Here is a 15904-nt window from a genome sequence, read left to right as displayed (position 1 = left end):
AGTCATAATAAATAAAAAACTCCGTTTATTGCGCAATAATTTCAGGCTCTTTAGATAATGCCCATAAATAAAGCGATGCTGTAGAGCCATAAGGTGAATATCGTTTACGGTAACGCTCAAAACGTGCTTTATCTAATGTTTTATGACGATAAAGGCGCATAATTCCGCGTTGAATGGCCAAATCTCCCCAACTTAAAATATCTGGCCGATTAAGCGAAGAAATTAATAACATTTCTGCTGTCCAAACTCCAATACCTTTCAGTTGAATTAAAGTATCAATAACCTCTTTATCTGTCATATTAGGAATTTTATTTAAATCTAATTTTTCTGAAATAACAGCATCTGCGATACCGATAATATAACCCGCTTTACGCATAGTCATTCCACATTGCTGTACCTCTTTTTCTGATAATTTTGCAATACGCTCTGGCGTGTAAATGCCCTCACATAAATTCAATAGCCGTTGGTGTACCGTTATGGCGGCAGAAACAGAAATTTGTTGTTCAATAATGTTTTTAACTAATGCGGTAAATAAATCAGGTGTAATAGGACGTTTAATGTCACCCATTCTTTCAATGAGTGCAGCTAAGCGTTTATCACGCTGCTTTAAGGTTTTTATCTCTTTTTCGCCATACTGAAAATACATAGCTATTCTCTATTAAAAATATATTAGAAGTCAGTATAACTTGAAAAACAAGATATTATGCACTCCATTTCTTGCTTTTTTATTTTCATACTCAGAATAATAATTATAGAAACAATTACAGTTAACAATGAAATTTAAATATTTATAAAAATAACACAAATAAAAAATACTCTATAATTTATTTGAAAAGTTTTTTTATTATCAAGTCACCTGCATTACACAATGGAGTTTAATATTATGAATGAAAATTTAGATTTAAATAATAAATCAGCGGCATTAGATTTAATGAAAAAATCCATGAGCTTTACTATTCCTGGCGCTTTAAGAGTTGCAGCTAAATTAAAAATTGCAGATTTATTAAAAGAAGGGCCTAAAGATATAAATGAACTTGCAAAGAAAACGAACTCAATTCCTTATGTTTTAAATAGAATATTAAGAATGTTAGCATCTGAAAGTATATTTTATGAGTCAGAAGGAGAGCGTTACTCTCTTGCTCCCGCGGGGCGATTTTTATTAAGTGATCATAAATATAGCTTGCGTGATGCCGTATTAATGTTAACTAATGAAACGTTATGGCGCCCAGTTGGCGATGTTATTGAGTCAGTTCAGGGTAACCCTGCTTTTGAAAACTTATATGGCATGTCTTTTTATCAATATTGGCAAGATAATGTAAGAGAAGATCATGATTTTCAAGCAGGTATGAGCTCTTTATCAAAAATAGAAAATTATTTTCTTATTAAGCATTATAAATTTCCAGAGAACAAAATAGTGACAGATATTGCAGGAGGGTTAGGTGGATTATTATTAGAAATTTTAAAAGAAAATCCTACATTAAAAGGACAGTTATTTGATCACCCACATGTATTAGAAAGAACAAAATTAGTTGAATTAAGTGATGATAGCCGTTGGAAATTAATACCAGGTGATCTATTTGGAGATTATCCTGAATCTGATATTTATTTAATGAAATATATTGTTCACAATTGGAATAATGAAAAAGTTATTAATATTTTTAAAAATTTACGCAAAATAATGAAGGCGGATTCAAAAGTACTTATTATTGAACCGGTTATTTTTAAAAAAAATATACCGGATGTCGCTAAATATATGGATATGATTTGTATGAGTGCATTTCCTGAATCGGGCGAACGCACAGAAGATGAATTTATTGCTTTATTAGATCAATCAGATTTGAAAATTAATAAAGTGATTAAAACAGAAACATATAATTCAATATTAGAAGTTGTTATTAAATAATTTATTGAAAAGATCGTCTATTTGTAACAAAAAAAGCCACTTTCAAAGTGGCTTTTTAAATTGAAAAAAGATTATGCAGTTAACGCCAGTTTTGCACCAAAAAGTAAGAACACCGCACCTATACAACTATTTGATAATGATGCTAATCGTTTGTTATGTTTTACTTTATTAGTAATAGCCACTCCGCCAAAAATAAGAATTGATAAATAAATCATGCTACATGTTTCTAAAATTGCACCTAATACAAAAAATGGAACACCCGCATTTTCATATTTAGGATCAATAAACTGAATAAAGAAAGAGACATAAAAAATGATCATTTTAGGATTAAGCATACTTAAAAATAGAGCCTTAACATAAAGGCCATCTTTTGCTTTGATTGCCACTTCTGATAATTGTTCAGTTGTTTCTTTTTTCTTGTGAAACGTTGCATATAATGTCTTTAAACCCAAATAGGTTAAATAAAGTGCACCTGCATATTTAATAACAATAAAGAAAACGGGTGAAGTCTTGACTAATGAAGCAACCCCCAAAAATGCCAAAAAGATTAATAATGCATCACCCGTAAAAACACCAAGAGCGGCTTTATACCCCCCTTTTACCCCATGCTTCGCACTGGAAGTAAGGACGAAAATCGAGTTTGGACCTGGTACTAAGGTAATAAAAATAACGCCTAAAAGGTATGTCCAAATATTTGAAATACCGATACTTTCTAACATACGACGCCTTTTTTAAAAAAATAATATGCTGAATATGTGAGCTATCATATCGATAATAATATTTTTGTAAAACAATAATCTTTATATAATCTAAAAATAAGTCAATTAATCTACTTTGATTAACAAAAGGCAGTTTGTAAGTCTTCTTTAATTGTTTTATTTAGATTAAAAAACCAGTTTAAATGTGCGTTATAGTATGATGCTGAAATTAAAATTTATACAGCGATAAAGTTCAAAATAAAAAACAATATCAGTCTTATAAACTGCAAATTAGATAAATATTAGATGTAATATCCTATTGTTTGTTTTGTGTTATGGTTTTTTATTCTTTTTGTGATTTATATCTACTCAATATTATCAAAATAACAGTAAGCATAGTAACTATGCTTATGAAAAATAATGATTTTTATAAACATGTTATTAAATGTATTAGCACAAAAAGTGAGAGGATAAATAAGATTATTTTTCTCAAAACCATTATTCTGTTTGTTTTTTACATTTAGCATAAAAATCACCTTACCTCCTATTACCGTTAAGAGAATAAAATGGATATAAGCACCTCATCGCATTATTGGTGTAGAAACAGAAAATATTAAAATGCATGCTGATCATGTTATTTTAACCGCAGGAGTGGGCGCTTTAGCGTTATTGTCTGAAAAAAGTATTGATTTACCTTTATATGCATCACCCAGTATTTTACTCAAATTAACAACAGATGCAGAAACGCCGTTTTTACCTTGCATTATCTCAACGCCAGAAATGGAGTTACGTCACTTTGCTCAAAATGAGATTATTGCAGCTGAAGATTACATTGATAATAGTGATGAACATCACCCTGAGCACATTGCATTCCATGCACAAGCGACTTTTTATGATAATTTTACGCAAACAGGTAAACTAACGATTGAACAAGTTATTGTTGGTGAAAGACCCATGCCTAAAGATGAAATGCCAATTATTGGAGAAATATCTCCTTATCAGGGACTATATCTTGTTACTATGCACGCCGCCGTGACGTTGTCACCTTTATTGTGTAAATTGGTTGCACAAGAACTGATTTACGAAAAAGCGAATCCTCTATTAACTCCTTATCGCTTATCACGATTTAGCTAGAGAACCATTATGGATGCACAACTGTATAAAGAATTTAAAGTAGTAGAAAAAGCTTTTTGGTCAGAAATTTGTGAAAATAATATTCGTATTGGTGATCATACTCATTGCTTTATGACACCAATGGACGCGCCAATTTTTAACTTTATTTATTTACGTCAAGGCGCAACAGAAGGCTCATTTCAGCAGGCAAGTACCCTTTTCTCTTCGCAACAAAAAGACCATATTTTGGTTTTACCTGAATCATTATTACCTGAATTTGAAGGCATTATAAAAAATGCGGGCTATACTGGTGACGGTATGACAACAGCAATGTATTTAACGTTGTCAGAAGCGGTTTACCCTTCTTATCGAAATAATCCATGCGATATTATTCTCACCAATCATAACCTAGAACAATGGGCACATCCGCTAAAAACAGCGTTTCCTGTGGGAGATGACAGTGATGATACGATTGTTAATGAGTATATTCGTTATCATCAAAAAGCATTAGATAATGGCGCGACTATTTTCCATTATGCTCTGTTAGTTGAAGGTCAGCCCGTATCGTCATTAACGCTGACGTTACATGATAAATTAGCGCGTTTTGACGATATTGGGACAGATGTTGCTTATCAAGGCAATGGCTATGCGACTCATTTAATTAAACATGTTTTAGAGTTTTGCCGTGAGCAAGGTGTAGAGCGTTGTTTTTTAGATGCATCCGCAGATGGTTTGGCGCTATACCGTAAATTTGGTTTTAAATCCCTCTTTAACTATTTAAGTTTTATTAAAGAGTAACTTTATCATAAGGCTCAATAAACTTATTGAGCCTTGATTTTTAGTAATTAAAGTTTCAACCTTCTTTCTGCATCTGTTTTATCTTTATCACTGATTTGTCTTATTACACGACAGGGATTGCCAACAGCAACACAATTAGCTGGAATAGATTTTGTTACTACACTGCCCGCACCAATAACACAATTATCACCAATAGTTACGCCGGGTAAAATAATGCACCCAGCACCTAACCATACTGAATTGCCAATAGTAATAGGTAATGCATATTCAAGTTCACTGCTGCGTATTTCAGGATCAATAGGATGAGTTGCAGTTAAAATGCTAACATTCGGTGCACACATTACATTGTTTCCAATTTTCACAGGTGCACAATCTAATATCGTTAAATTGAAATTGGCATAAAATCCCTCTCCAATTTCAATTAATTGCCCATAGTCACAATGAAATGGAGGTTCAATAGAAAAATTTTCACCTGTTTTACCGAATAGTTTCTTTAAATAAGCTTTTCTTTTTTCAACTTCAGACGGCCGCGTTATATTAAAATCATAAACAATTTCGCGTGCTTTTGTTCTTAAGGGCTTCAAGCTGTCATCTTTATTTGCATGATAAAGATGACCTGATACCATTTTTTCATATTCTGTCATTGTGATGCTCCGAAATTGAATAAAACAGTTTAGGTAAACTTCAATATTTATCACCTCATTCTAACGTGAATTAATCTAAATTAACGGCACTTTTTAAGACCATTACGTGCAGCTTGATGAAATTGAGCATTTAAATTAGCGGTTAAGCTTTGTGAAATTGCCGTCATTTCTGTGCCTGCTAATGCAGGTGAACCTGTACCAAAAGGCGGACGTGGATCATACTCAATAGCAAGCTCTACCAATTGAGCAAAAGGCGTGCCGAGTAATTGTTCTAATACTAATAATGAGGCATCGAACGAGCCTGTTGCTGGCCCCGAAGTATAAATATTGCCATCAATAACAACATCACTTCCCTCTACAGCTATGGCCCCCATATCAGGTAACATCGGAACGACATTTGAATTACTGGTTGCTTTTTTACCTTTTAATAATCCTGCTGCACCTAAAACTAAAGAGCCGTAACATGTACCAATAACATAACGTGCTTTATTACCCATGTTAGCAAAAAATGTCAGTGTCTCTTCATCTTCAACAATTTCTGGTGGTACCATTCCTACGACTAGTACATCAAGATCTTCAGGGCATTCATCAAAAGTCATAGTGGGCATTGTTGGCCAACCAATATAGCCTTCAACTAATTCTTTCTTTTTCCAGATAAAATAAATTTCAGCACTCGCAATTGTAAAGACTGATTGAGCACCGTTAATATCCATGGGCATAAAGCCTGGACAAACAAAAATACCTATTTTCAATGGCCTTAATTGTTGCTTACGCCCTTCTTCAACGAGCCTGATAATAGAGGGCATATTTTTTCCATACAGCATTTCATTGTGATTCATTTTACTTTCCTATTTTGTACTGGTTAGTAAAATAATGGCATTTGTTTTATACTGAGTAAATGAATTTCTTACTAACTGGTATAAAATGCAAAAAAAAGGTCGCCCTCGTCGTTATGATAGCGATGCTGCTCTTGAAAAAATAATGGCATTATTTTGGCGAAAAGGATTTACTGCAACATCTATGGATGACTTGGTCATTGAAACTCAGATGAATAAGCCAAGTCTTTATGCTGCATTTGGTAATAAAGCCGCATTGTATGAAAAAGCCATTGAACGCTTTAATCATATTGCTTCTACACGTTATCGCCATGAATTAGAAAAACAGTCACCGAAAGATAAAATTACCGCAAGAGTAAAACGTTATCTGAATTCGGCTATCCATTTTTATACAGATAATGATGGATTAACCGGTTGTATGGTGCTTTCAACCGCAGTGACTGAAATTGCCGATCCTGCAATCAAGAATATGCTAAATCAGGTTATTAATGCACAAACTCAGCAAGTTGAAGATGCCTTGCAAGAAGCATTAGAAGTGGGTGAACTAAAAGAAGGAACCGATATTCACACCATTGCATTGGGGATGATCGCGTTATTACATTCCATTTCCTTAAGAGCAAGATCAGGCGCTACAATTGATGAATTGTTGCCACTCGCTGATCTCTCATTGATTATATTAGCGCCTTATTTATCAGATTATTATGATGAATAAAGAAAATAAGTAATTACATTAGTTAGTTAAGAGAGAAAACCATTAAAAAGTAATGATCCACCAGCAAAAATTAACATGACATCTAATAGCCCTTGGAATAGCTTAGGTGTCAGTTTTAATACTAGCTTTTTGCCAAGGAAATTTCCCATGGTTAAGCCACAACCCACTAACATTCCACTAATTAGGATAAAGCTATTAACTGCTCCAAGTTGACTAAAGGTTAGGGCTTTGGTGAGATAAATAATAAACGAAGCAGCCGCTTCTGTTGCTAGTAATGGCCCTAGAGTTAGCCCATATGCAGAAAATATTGGAATAGTTAATGGCCCAGTAGAAAAAACAACCCCGGTTAAATAGCCGATAACTGCACCAGCAATAATAACTTGGTAAGGTTTTATTTTAATTTGATGTTGGCGTAATAAATGAATAATTGGGATCATCAAAATAAAGAACAGTCCCATCCCGATATTGAGCCATTTTTCAGACATAACCCATAATGTATTTGCACCTAAAATAACCGCGGGAATACCAGCTAATAAATAATAAAAAAGTGGCTTAAAACGGATACTATGGCGCCATAAATAAATGCGAGATAAATTTCCCATTACTGAGGCAAGAGCCATAATAGGCACCGCCTCTTTAGCGCCAAATACATAAGTTAATGCGGGAATAAGTAAAATAGAAGAACCTGTTCCAACTACTCCGCTGATGACACCAGAAAGTACTGCTAATAAAATAACCGCGATAAAACTCATTATCATCCTTTAAGTTCAATAAGTTAAAGACGCTGTATCATACCTGCCTTCTTTATTTTTACCTGTGATAAAATATCACTGTACTGTGAGTTTTAATCAGAAAGACTGCTTTCTTGATGATAAGTAAACTATGATGAGAAAATTATGATGAGAAACCTTCCTCCATTACCGTCATTACGTGCTTTCTTAGTTGCTTGTCATAGCCAAAGTTATACAGAAGCCGCACAAACACTATGTGTAACTCATGGTGCAATTAGCAGACATATTCAAGTTGTTGAAAAATGGTTTGGTGTTACGTTATTTAACAAACAAGGTTTACGTCGTGTACCAACTCCCTATGCATTAACATTGGCACAAGAATTAAGTGATGTTTTTGATAAGCTTAATGACATTGGTGTTCGTTATGGTAATGGTGGTAAAAACGATATTTTAAATATCAGTGTTCCTACAACATTATGTTTAAAATGGCTTATTCCAAGAATGGAGGATTTTTATCTTCAATATCCTAATGCCAACATTCAAATTGCCTCAGCAAATAGTGAGCGATTTCATTTAATCAGCCATGATGATTTAATTATTCGTCCTCAACCTCAGCAACAAGAATATTCATCTATTGTTTTTCTAAAGGATGTGCATTGTTTAGTTGCCTCTGAAAAACTACTTAAACGTTACAGTGTCACCAATTTAGAAGACATTTTTAATTGCCCTGCCATCGATACACTCACTCGCCCTGGCCATTGGCAACAATGGCTAATTGCGGCTCAGCTTAATACTCAGCGATCATTTTTGCGTCAGTATCGTTTTGATCACTTTCATATTTCACTTCAAGCAATTATCGAAGGTTTAGGAATAGGCATTGGTCCAATCTCAATTTTATCGAATGAGATAAATCGAGGGACTTTAAAAATCTTATTTCCTAACATTCAAATAGCCCCTCTTTATTACTATGCATTAACACCATTAGGTGTACAAAAAACCAAAACACACCTTGATTTTGAGCAATGGCTCACACAACAAAAAAGTTAATTTTGCTAATGAAATAAGTGTTTTTTTTTCATAAAAATGACGATTTTACTCTTATTACTTATACTTTTTAAAACTCTATCTTAAGTGTTTAATTAAAAATATTTAATATCATTCTCTTTTTTAGATTAGGTAAAAACGCTATTTGTGCTGTATTTATAATTCGCTACCTTACTCTGCTCCTTATATCAAACCCATTTACATTCAATAAATTAAAGGCAAATTTTAAGTATATTAACCCATGATGATTATTATATTTTTAAATAATCTGTTAAAAACACTTATTGTTTAACTTAAATTAACGTTCTATGCTGACATTTATATATAAAATTTATTAATTTATTTGCTGGCAACGAAGGACGATACGATGTCTGTAGCTGTGACAAAAAAAGCAATAGAAAAACTAATCAATGGGTATGAGTCTGATCCTTTTGCACTTCTTGGTATGCATGAAACATCGGCAGGTTTAGAAGTTCGTGCATTTTTACCTGATGCTGTTTCAGTCAGTGTCATCGATAGAAAGAATGGCAGAAAAGTCGCGACGTTAGAACGCAAACATCCTAGTGGTTTTTTCTGTGGTGCAATCTCCCGACGTAAACGTCGTTTTAGTTATTGTTTAGATGTTACTTGGGAAAATGCACAAGGGATTGTTGATGATCCTTATCAGTTCGGTATTTTACTGCAAGAAATGGATATTTGGTTTTTAGCACAAGGTCATCATTCTCGCCCTTATCAATGTTTAGGCGCTCACCCCGCTAAATTAGGTGATATTGATGGTATTACTTTTGCTGTATGGGCACCAAATGCACAAAGTGTGAGTGTGGTTGGCGATTTCTCATTTTGGGATGAAAGGCGTTTTCCTATGCGATTACGTCGTGAAAGTGGAATTTGGGAGCTTTTTATTCCACAAGCCCATCTTGGTGATTGCTATAAATTCGCTATTTTAGATGCCAATGGAGAACGTCGATTAAAAGCAGATCCTTATGCTTTTGAAACACAGATACGCCCTGAAACCGCATCAATTATTAATACATTACCTTCCGTTAAACCAATGCCATTGTCACGTCAGCAAGCAAATCAACGTAATGCGCCTATCTCTATTTATGAAGTTCATTTAGGCTCATGGCGCCGACATACTGACGATCAAAGTTGGTTAAGTTATCGTGAATTAGCCGAACAGTTAATTCCCTACGTTAAAGAAATGGGCTTTACCCATATCGAACTATTGCCTATTAATGAGCATCCCTTTGATGGTTCATGGGGATATCAACCTTTAGGGTTATATTCACCAACTCGTCGCTTTGGTTCACCTATGGATTTCCGTGATTTTATTGAAGCAGCTCATCAGGCTGAAATTAGCGTTATTTTAGATTGGGTTCCCGGCCATTTCCCTGAAGATGACTACGGTTTACGTAATTTTGATGGCACATCGCTCTATGAATATGCTGATAGACGAGAAGGCTTTCATCCAGATTGGAACACCTTAATTTATAACTATGGTCGTAATGAGGTACTGAATTACCTTTCAGGCAATTTATTGTATTGGCATGAACATTTTGCACTTGATGGTTTCCGTTTCGATGCTGTTGCTTCCATGCTTTATCGTGACTATAGCCGAAAAGAAGGTGAATGGATCCCGAATAAACATGGTGGACGAGAAAACTTAGAAGCCATTGATTTTCTTCGTTATACCAATAAATTATTGGGTACAACTTGCCCTGGCACCATCACGATTGCTGAAGAATCAACTGATTTCCCCGGTGTTACCTTACCGCCAGATGATGGAGGTTTAGGTTTTAACTACAAATGGAATATGGGATGGATGCATGACACGTTGGCATATATGCAACGTGATCCTATCTATCGTAAATATCACCACAATCAAATGACCTTTGGCATGCTCTATGCCTATAACGAAAACTTTGTTCTGCCTCTTTCTCACGATGAGTTTGTGCATGGTAAAGGTTCGTTGATTGGTCGTATGGTGGGTGATGATTGGCAAAAATTTGCTAATTTACGTGCTTATTTAGGTTTTATGTGGGCTTATCCGGGCAAAAAGCTACTATTTATGGGATGCGAATTTGCACAATGGCGTGAATGGGATCACGACAATAGCTTAGATTGGCATCTTCTTGAAACACCAAATAGCCCACACCAAGGTGTTCAGCACTTTGTGCGAGATTTGAATCTTTCCTATCAAGCGAATACTCCTCTTTATGAATGTGACTTTGAACGAGAAGGCTTTGAATGGCTCACCGTTGATGATCATGACAATTCTGTTTTCGCTTTCTGCCGTAAAGATGTACAAGGCAATGAAATTATTGTGATAAGCAATTTTACTCCCGTTGTTCATCACAACTATGTCGTGGGTGTGAATAAAGCCGGCGCTTATCAGGAAATACTCAATAGTGATTCTGAATTTTACAACGGAAGTAATGTGGGAAATCTAGGTGAAATAGAGGCAATAGCAAGTGAATTTAATGGTAAAGCCTACTCTTTGTCATTGACGCTACCGCCACTTGCAACACTGTATTTAAAATTGAAGGATTAATATGTCTTTAGATTATGGTCGCCCTTTCCCTATGGGCAGTCATTATGATGGCTATGGAGTAAATTTTACACTCTTTAGTGAAAATGCCACTAAAGTCATACTTTGCCTGTTTGATAAAGCAGGCAAAGAGATCCGCTATCCATTACCTGGCAAAACGGGAGCTATTTGGCATGGATACTTACCCGGTGCAGGGCCCGGTTTGCATTATGGCTATCGTGTAGAAGGTGAATGGAACCCAGAACAAGGATTATTCTATCAACCTCAACAGTTGTTATTAGATCCTTATGCGAGACAAGTTACAGGTATCGTGGATAACACCTTGCCTTATACATCTCCTGTTTTTAATGCATTAGAACATGATGATAGCGCAATAACACCTAAAGCAGTTATCACGGATGATAGTGGTTGTTTTTGTCACTATTATAAAGAAAAAGGCACTTATCAACGCTTAAACACACCTTGGTCAGAAACTATTATTTATGAAGGACATGTCAAAGGACTAACAAAACTTCATCCAGATATACCTGAAACAATTGCAGGAACTTATGCAGCATTAGGTCACCCTGCTTTTATTTCTCATCTGAAAAAACTAGGTATTACGGCATTGGAATTATTGCCTATTCAATATCATTTAACAGAACCACATCTTCATAAAATCGGATTAAAAAATTATTGGGGTTATAACGTATTAGCGCCTTTTGCTTTATCTACACAATATTATTCCAACACAGGTCGGAATATTATTGATGAATTTCGAGAAGCCGTAAGATGCCTACATAAAGCCAATATTGAAGTCATTCTAGATGTGGTATTCAATCATACTGCGGAATTAAGTGACCAATATGAAGGTTATATTGTTTCTCAACGTGGTATTGATAACCAAAGCTATTATTGGCTAAACGATGAAAACAAAGCTCAAAATTGGACAGGATGTGGCAATACTCTCAATTTAAGTCGCCCTGAAACAGTGCAGTGGGTAATGGATTGCCTACGTTATTGGGTTACCGAATTTCATATTGATGGCTTCCGCTTTGATTTGGCAACCAGTCTTGGCCGCGTTCCTTATTTTGATACACGATCACCATTATTAACGGCTATTCGCCAAGATCCGCTTCTTTCACGCATTAAACTTATCGCAGAGCCATGGGATTTAGGCTCTGATGGTTATCAAGTCGGTAATTTCCCAGTTCCATTTACAGAATGGAATGATGGCTACCGTGATGTTATTCGTCGTTTTTGGTTATGGCGAGATGTATCTATTGCAACATTTGCAGACAACATTACTGGCTCTGCAAAGCTATACCATAAAAACGGTCGGCCTCCCTATTCTAGTATCAATATGATAACGAGCCATGATGGCTTTACACTGCGGGATTTAGTGAGTTATCAGAATAAGCATAACGAGGAGAATGGAGAATCAAACCTAGATGGACATAACACCAATTACAGTGTGAATTTTGGTGAAGAGGGTTTGATAGTTAACGAAAAAATAGGTCAATACAGATTGCTTGCGACAAGGAATATGCTGGCAACCTTACTGCTTTCTAGAGGAACACCTCATTTACTCGCCGGTGATGAAGTGGGTAATACGCAATATGGTAATAACAACGCTTATTGTCAGGATAATAAAGTCAGTTGGATCAAATGGTTTCATCAACCTTATGACTTAACTGATTACATTCGCCACCTTATTGAATTACGTCACCAAATTACACCTTTAAGTTCTCTTAAATGGTGGGAAGAAGATAGTGAAAATGTTATTTGGCTCAATCAAGATGCTCAACCTATGAGCCATGAAGATTGGCAACAACTTCCTCCCTCACCATTACAACTTTTTTTAGCGCAACAATGGATTTTAATGATTAACCCATTAAGAAACAGCGCTGTCTTTTCTTTACCTGAAGGGTCTTGGTCTTGCTTGCTTGATACGGCTAGCTGGCCTCTTTGTCACCCAACACAATCTCAGCATTGTGAAGTACAACCTAACAGTATCACCCTTTGGCGAAATAGCGTTTTTTATACTCAGTCTTCTACTGAAAAATTACCCAATATTTCCTCCCAAGTTAAGTAATTTGATTGGAGTGCTATAACTATGATGACAACAGAACAAGGCCAAAAATTAATGTTGGCACAACAACTTCCTAAAGAGGCAATTGCACTCGTTTTAGCTGGAGGTCGTGGCACACGTTTAAAAGCATTGACGGCGAAACGTGCAAAACCGGCGGTTTTCTTTGGTGGGAAATTTCGAATTATCGACTTTACGCTATCAAACTGTCTTAATTCAGGGATCCGTCGTATTGGCGTAATAACCCAGTATCAATCGCACTCCCTCGTTCAACACATTCAACGTGGTTGGTCATTTTTTAATGAAGACATGAATGAATTTGTTGACTTATTACCGGCTCAACAACGTCGTAATACTGATCATTGGTATATGGGTACGGCTGATGCGATATATCAAAACCTTGATATTCTTCGTAGCTACAAAGCTAAATATGTGGTGATTTTAGCGGGTGATCATATTTACAAAATGAACTATGCGCGTTTATTGCTTGATCATGTAGAAAATAAATCAAAATTTACCGTTGCCTGTATTCGAGTACCTAAAGAAGATGCATTCCAGTTTGGTATTATGGATATCGATGAAAATCGTCGAGTACTAAATTTCCTAGAAAAGCCATCAAACCCACCGTGCATTCCTGATGATCCAGATCATTCATTAGCTAGCATGGGGATTTATGTGGTTGATAGAGATTATCTATTTGATTTATTAGAAGAAGATAGTCGTGATCCTGATTCACATCATGATTTTGGCCAAGATATTATTCCTAAAATCACTGAACGTGGTGATGTGTTGGCTCACCCATTTGAACTATCTTGCGTTAGTTCTGATCCGTCTGTAGCACCTTATTGGCGTGATGTAGGAACCATTGAAGCGTATTGGTCAGCAAACCTTGATTTAGCCTCGGTGACACCAGAGCTTGATATGTATGCCAAAGATTGGCCAATTCGTACCTTTATGACCCCGCTACCCCCTGCAAAATTTGTACAAGATAATCATGGTGAACATGGGCAAATGATGAACTCTTTGATTGCAGATGGCTGTATTATCAATGGTTCAACCCTCTATTCTTCTATTTTATTCCCATTGGTTCGCGTTGAATCTTTCTGCCACATTGAAGATTCTGTCATTTTACCGGATGTTACCGTGAGTCATCATTGCTACTTAAAACGTTGTATTATTGAGCGCAGTTGTACTATCCCCGAAGGGACAGTCATTGGTATGAATGCAGAAGATGATGCGGCTCGTTTTCATCGTACTGAAGAAGGTATTGTGCTAGTGACAAGAGAAATGCTTGAACAATTAGCACATCAAAAAAAAGAAAACTCAATTGAGAAAAACGAAGAACAAAAACCTCAAAATGAGGAGGCATTTTCGTGAATGTCCTTCACTGTTGTTCTGAATTATTCCCTCTGCTAAAAACAGGGGGATTAGCTGATGTTATGGGCTCTTTGCCTTTAGCTCAGAAAAAGATAGGTTTAGATGCGCGGGTTGTTATACCTGCGTTTCCTGCTATCAAAGATAATATTCCTGATCTCAAATTAGTCACTAAGATCGACACCTTTGCCGGTAATGTTTCTCTGCTTTATGGACAATACCAAGGTGTTGATATTTATCTTATTGATGCACCTCATCTTTATCAACGTACTGGTAGCCCTTATCACGATGAATATCAACATGCTTATAGTGATAATGTTTTTCGTTTTGCCTTATTAGGTTGGGTAGCAAGCGAATTATCAGCGGGGTTAGATCCTTTATGGCGAGCTGATGTTGTTCACGCCCATGATTGGCATGCTGGACTTGCTTGTGCTTATTTAGCAGTTAAACATTATTCAGCAAAATCTGTTTTTACCGTTCATAATCTGGCTTATAAAGGTGAGTTCTCACCTTATCATCTGCATCAACTTGAATTACCTGATTACAGTTTTTCAATTAATGGACTGGAATATTACGGACAAATTTCATTCTTAAAAGCGGGCTTGTTTTATGCAAATCATATTACGACGGTTAGCCCAACGTATGCCAAAGAGATAACGCGCCCTGAATTTGGTTATGGACTTGAAGGTTTATTGCGTCAACGTACGGATGAACAGCGATTAAGTGGCATATTAAATGGCATAGATGAAGCGATTTGGGAGCCTGCAACGGATAACTTAATTACACGTCGCTATGATATAAACAGCTTCAATAAACGCCTAGAAAATAAAACAGCCTTACAGAAAAAATGCGGTTTACCTGTTAATAATAAAGCTCCTCTTTTTGCTGTTGTGAGCCGTTTAACATCACAAAAAGGGCTTGATTTAGTGATTGACGTATTACCTGATATTGTTGATCAAGGTGGCCAATTTGTGTTGTTAGGTACAGGTGATAGTCATCTTGAATCCGCATTTTTACATGCTCAACAACAATATCCGCAAAATGTAGCAGTTCATATTGGTTATGACGAACGTTTTTCACACCAAGTCGTCGCGGGTGCTGATGTGATTATGGTGCCTAGTCGTTTTGAACCTTGTGGGTTAACTCAGTTATATGGTTTGAAATACGGCACACTTCCTTTAGTGAGGCACACCGGTGGATTAGCTGATACGGTGAATGATTGTTCATTAGAAAATCTAGCCCATCATCAAGCTACAGGTTTTGTTTTCCATGAAGCAACACCTGATGATTTGCGTCTTGCTATCAATCGAGCCTTTACTTTATGGGGTATGCCAAAACAATGGCAACAAGTTCAAACAGATGCCATGAACCAAACTATTTTTAGTTGGGAAACAGCGGCTAAGACATATGCAACGCTGTATCACCGTTTATAGAC

General features: G+C 36.0%; 14 protein-coding genes. 9 read left to right on the top strand and 5 right to left on the bottom strand.

From position 1 onward, the window contains the following. Positions 1–25 precede the first annotated feature (25 nt). Complete coding sequence (locus ABN217_RS03125; protein ID WP_196553018.1) at positions 26–646, bottom strand: DNA-3-methyladenine glycosylase family protein; 621 nt, start codon at positions 644–646, stop codon at positions 26–28. Positions 647–883: 237 nt separating this feature from the next. Between ABN217_RS03125 and ABN217_RS03120 the strand changes: the two genes are divergently transcribed. Further along, positions 884–1903: a methyltransferase gene (locus tag ABN217_RS03120; protein WP_231619297.1), complete on the top strand. Its 1020-nt coding sequence runs from the start codon at positions 884–886 to the stop codon at positions 1901–1903. Positions 1904–1974: 71 nt separating this feature from the next. Here ABN217_RS03120 and leuE read toward each other — a convergent pair whose 3' ends face one another. Beyond that, entirely contained in the window at positions 1975–2622 is a 648-nt protein-coding gene (gene leuE, locus ABN217_RS03115) for a leucine efflux protein LeuE (protein ID WP_196553017.1), read from the bottom strand. Positions 2623–3189: 567 nt separating this feature from the next. Here leuE and ABN217_RS03110 point away from each other — a divergent pair. Continuing rightward, the gene (locus ABN217_RS03110; protein WP_331459176.1) at positions 3190–3735 is read left to right on the top strand and encodes an NAD(P)/FAD-dependent oxidoreductase; all 546 of its coding nucleotides are present in this window, start codon (positions 3190–3192) and stop codon (positions 3733–3735) included. 9 nt (positions 3736–3744) lie between these two features. Further along, entirely contained in the window at positions 3745–4512 is a 768-nt protein-coding gene (locus ABN217_RS03105; protein WP_349440347.1) for a GNAT family N-acetyltransferase, read from the top strand. A gap of 47 nt (positions 4513–4559) precedes the next feature. Here ABN217_RS03105 and ABN217_RS03100 read toward each other — a convergent pair whose 3' ends face one another. Both ABN217_RS03100 and ABN217_RS03095 read right to left on the bottom strand, forming a co-directional pair. Continuing rightward, entirely contained in the window at positions 4560–5156 is a 597-nt protein-coding gene (locus tag ABN217_RS03100) for a maltose acetyltransferase domain-containing protein (protein WP_196553014.1), read from the bottom strand. 80 nt (positions 5157–5236) lie between these two features. Beyond that, positions 5237–5995 (bottom strand): DJ-1/PfpI family protein, encoded by a 759-nt coding sequence (locus ABN217_RS03095; protein WP_197269188.1) that lies wholly within the window; start codon positions 5993–5995, stop codon positions 5237–5239. Positions 5996–6080: 85 nt separating this feature from the next. Here ABN217_RS03095 and ABN217_RS03090 point away from each other — a divergent pair, with 85 nt between their 5' ends. Then, positions 6081–6704 (top strand): TetR/AcrR family transcriptional regulator, encoded by a 624-nt coding sequence (locus ABN217_RS03090; protein WP_349459048.1) that lies wholly within the window; start codon positions 6081–6083, stop codon positions 6702–6704. 26 nt (positions 6705–6730) lie between these two features. Here the strand turns inward: ABN217_RS03090 and ABN217_RS03085 are convergent, their stop codons facing one another. Then, on the bottom strand, positions 6731–7456 hold the full coding sequence (locus ABN217_RS03085; RefSeq protein WP_231619296.1) for a sulfite exporter TauE/SafE family protein: 726 nt from the start codon (positions 7454–7456) through the stop codon (positions 6731–6733). A 144-nt stretch (positions 7457–7600) separates the two neighbouring features. Here ABN217_RS03085 and ABN217_RS03080 point away from each other — a divergent pair, with 144 nt between their 5' ends. The 5 genes from ABN217_RS03080 (at position 7601) to glgA (ending at position 15902) form a co-directional block, all read left to right on the top strand. Continuing rightward, positions 7601–8482 carry a LysR substrate-binding domain-containing protein gene (locus ABN217_RS03080; RefSeq protein WP_231619295.1) on the top strand — a complete coding sequence of 294 codons (882 nt, stop codon included), beginning with the start codon at positions 7601–7603 and terminating at the stop codon, positions 8480–8482. Between the two features lie 364 nt (positions 8483–8846). Further along, entirely contained in the window at positions 8847–11030 is a 2184-nt protein-coding gene (gene glgB / locus ABN217_RS03075) for a 1,4-alpha-glucan branching protein GlgB (protein WP_349459047.1), read from the top strand. A gap of 1 nt (position 11031) precedes the next feature. Then, the gene (glgX, locus tag ABN217_RS03070) at positions 11032–13101 is read left to right on the top strand and encodes a glycogen debranching protein GlgX (RefSeq protein ID WP_349459046.1); all 2070 of its coding nucleotides are present in this window, start codon (positions 11032–11034) and stop codon (positions 13099–13101) included. Between the two features lie 21 nt (positions 13102–13122). Beyond that, positions 13123–14472: a glucose-1-phosphate adenylyltransferase gene (gene glgC / locus ABN217_RS03065; RefSeq protein ID WP_072068116.1), complete on the top strand. Its 1350-nt coding sequence runs from the start codon at positions 13123–13125 to the stop codon at positions 14470–14472. Beyond that, positions 14469–15902 (top strand): glycogen synthase GlgA, encoded by a 1434-nt coding sequence (gene glgA / locus ABN217_RS03060; RefSeq protein ID WP_349459045.1) that lies wholly within the window; start codon positions 14469–14471, stop codon positions 15900–15902. Before glgC ends, glgA begins: the two co-directional genes overlap by 4 nt. The last annotated feature ends 2 nt before the right edge of the window (positions 15903–15904 follow it).

It is taken from the genome of Proteus sp. fly-1067 (assembly GCF_040139345.1).
GTDB classification, from domain to species: Bacteria; Pseudomonadota; Gammaproteobacteria; order Enterobacterales; family Enterobacteriaceae; genus Proteus; species Proteus vulgaris_B.
The sequence above is the reverse complement of the archived record's forward strand: the minus strand, read 5'-3'. Positions and strand labels throughout refer to the sequence as shown.

Bases quoted from the DNA above. Each gene is read 5' to 3' on its own strand.
- ABN217_RS03100 (WP_196553014.1), bottom strand. From the start codon at position 5,156: ATGACAGAATATGAAAAAATGGTATCAGGTCATCTTTATCATGCAAAT.
- ABN217_RS03105 (WP_349440347.1), top strand. From the start codon at position 3,745: ATGGATGCACAACTGTATAAAGAATTTAAAGTAGTAGAAAAAGCTTTT.
- glgX (WP_349459046.1), top strand. From the start codon at position 11,032: ATGTCTTTAGATTATGGTCGCCCTTTCCCTATGGGCAGTCATTATGAT.
- glgB (WP_349459047.1), top strand. From the start codon at position 8,847: ATGTCTGTAGCTGTGACAAAAAAAGCAATAGAAAAACTAATCAATGGG.
- leuE (WP_196553017.1), bottom strand. From the start codon at position 2,622: ATGTTAGAAAGTATCGGTATTTCAAATATTTGGACATACCTTTTAGGC.
- glgC (WP_072068116.1), top strand. From the start codon at position 13,123: ATGATGACAACAGAACAAGGCCAAAAATTAATGTTGGCACAACAACTT.
- ABN217_RS03120 (WP_231619297.1), top strand. From the start codon at position 884: ATGAATGAAAATTTAGATTTAAATAATAAATCAGCGGCATTAGATTTA.
- ABN217_RS03090 (WP_349459048.1), top strand. From the start codon at position 6,081: ATGCAAAAAAAAGGTCGCCCTCGTCGTTATGATAGCGATGCTGCTCTT.
- ABN217_RS03125 (WP_196553018.1), bottom strand. From the start codon at position 646: ATGTATTTTCAGTATGGCGAAAAAGAGATAAAAACCTTAAAGCAGCGT.
- ABN217_RS03095 (WP_197269188.1), bottom strand. From the start codon at position 5,995: ATGAATCACAATGAAATGCTGTATGGAAAAAATATGCCCTCTATTATC.
- ABN217_RS03085 (WP_231619296.1), bottom strand. From the start codon at position 7,456: ATGAGTTTTATCGCGGTTATTTTATTAGCAGTACTTTCTGGTGTCATC.
- ABN217_RS03080 (WP_231619295.1), top strand. From the start codon at position 7,601: ATGATGAGAAACCTTCCTCCATTACCGTCATTACGTGCTTTCTTAGTT.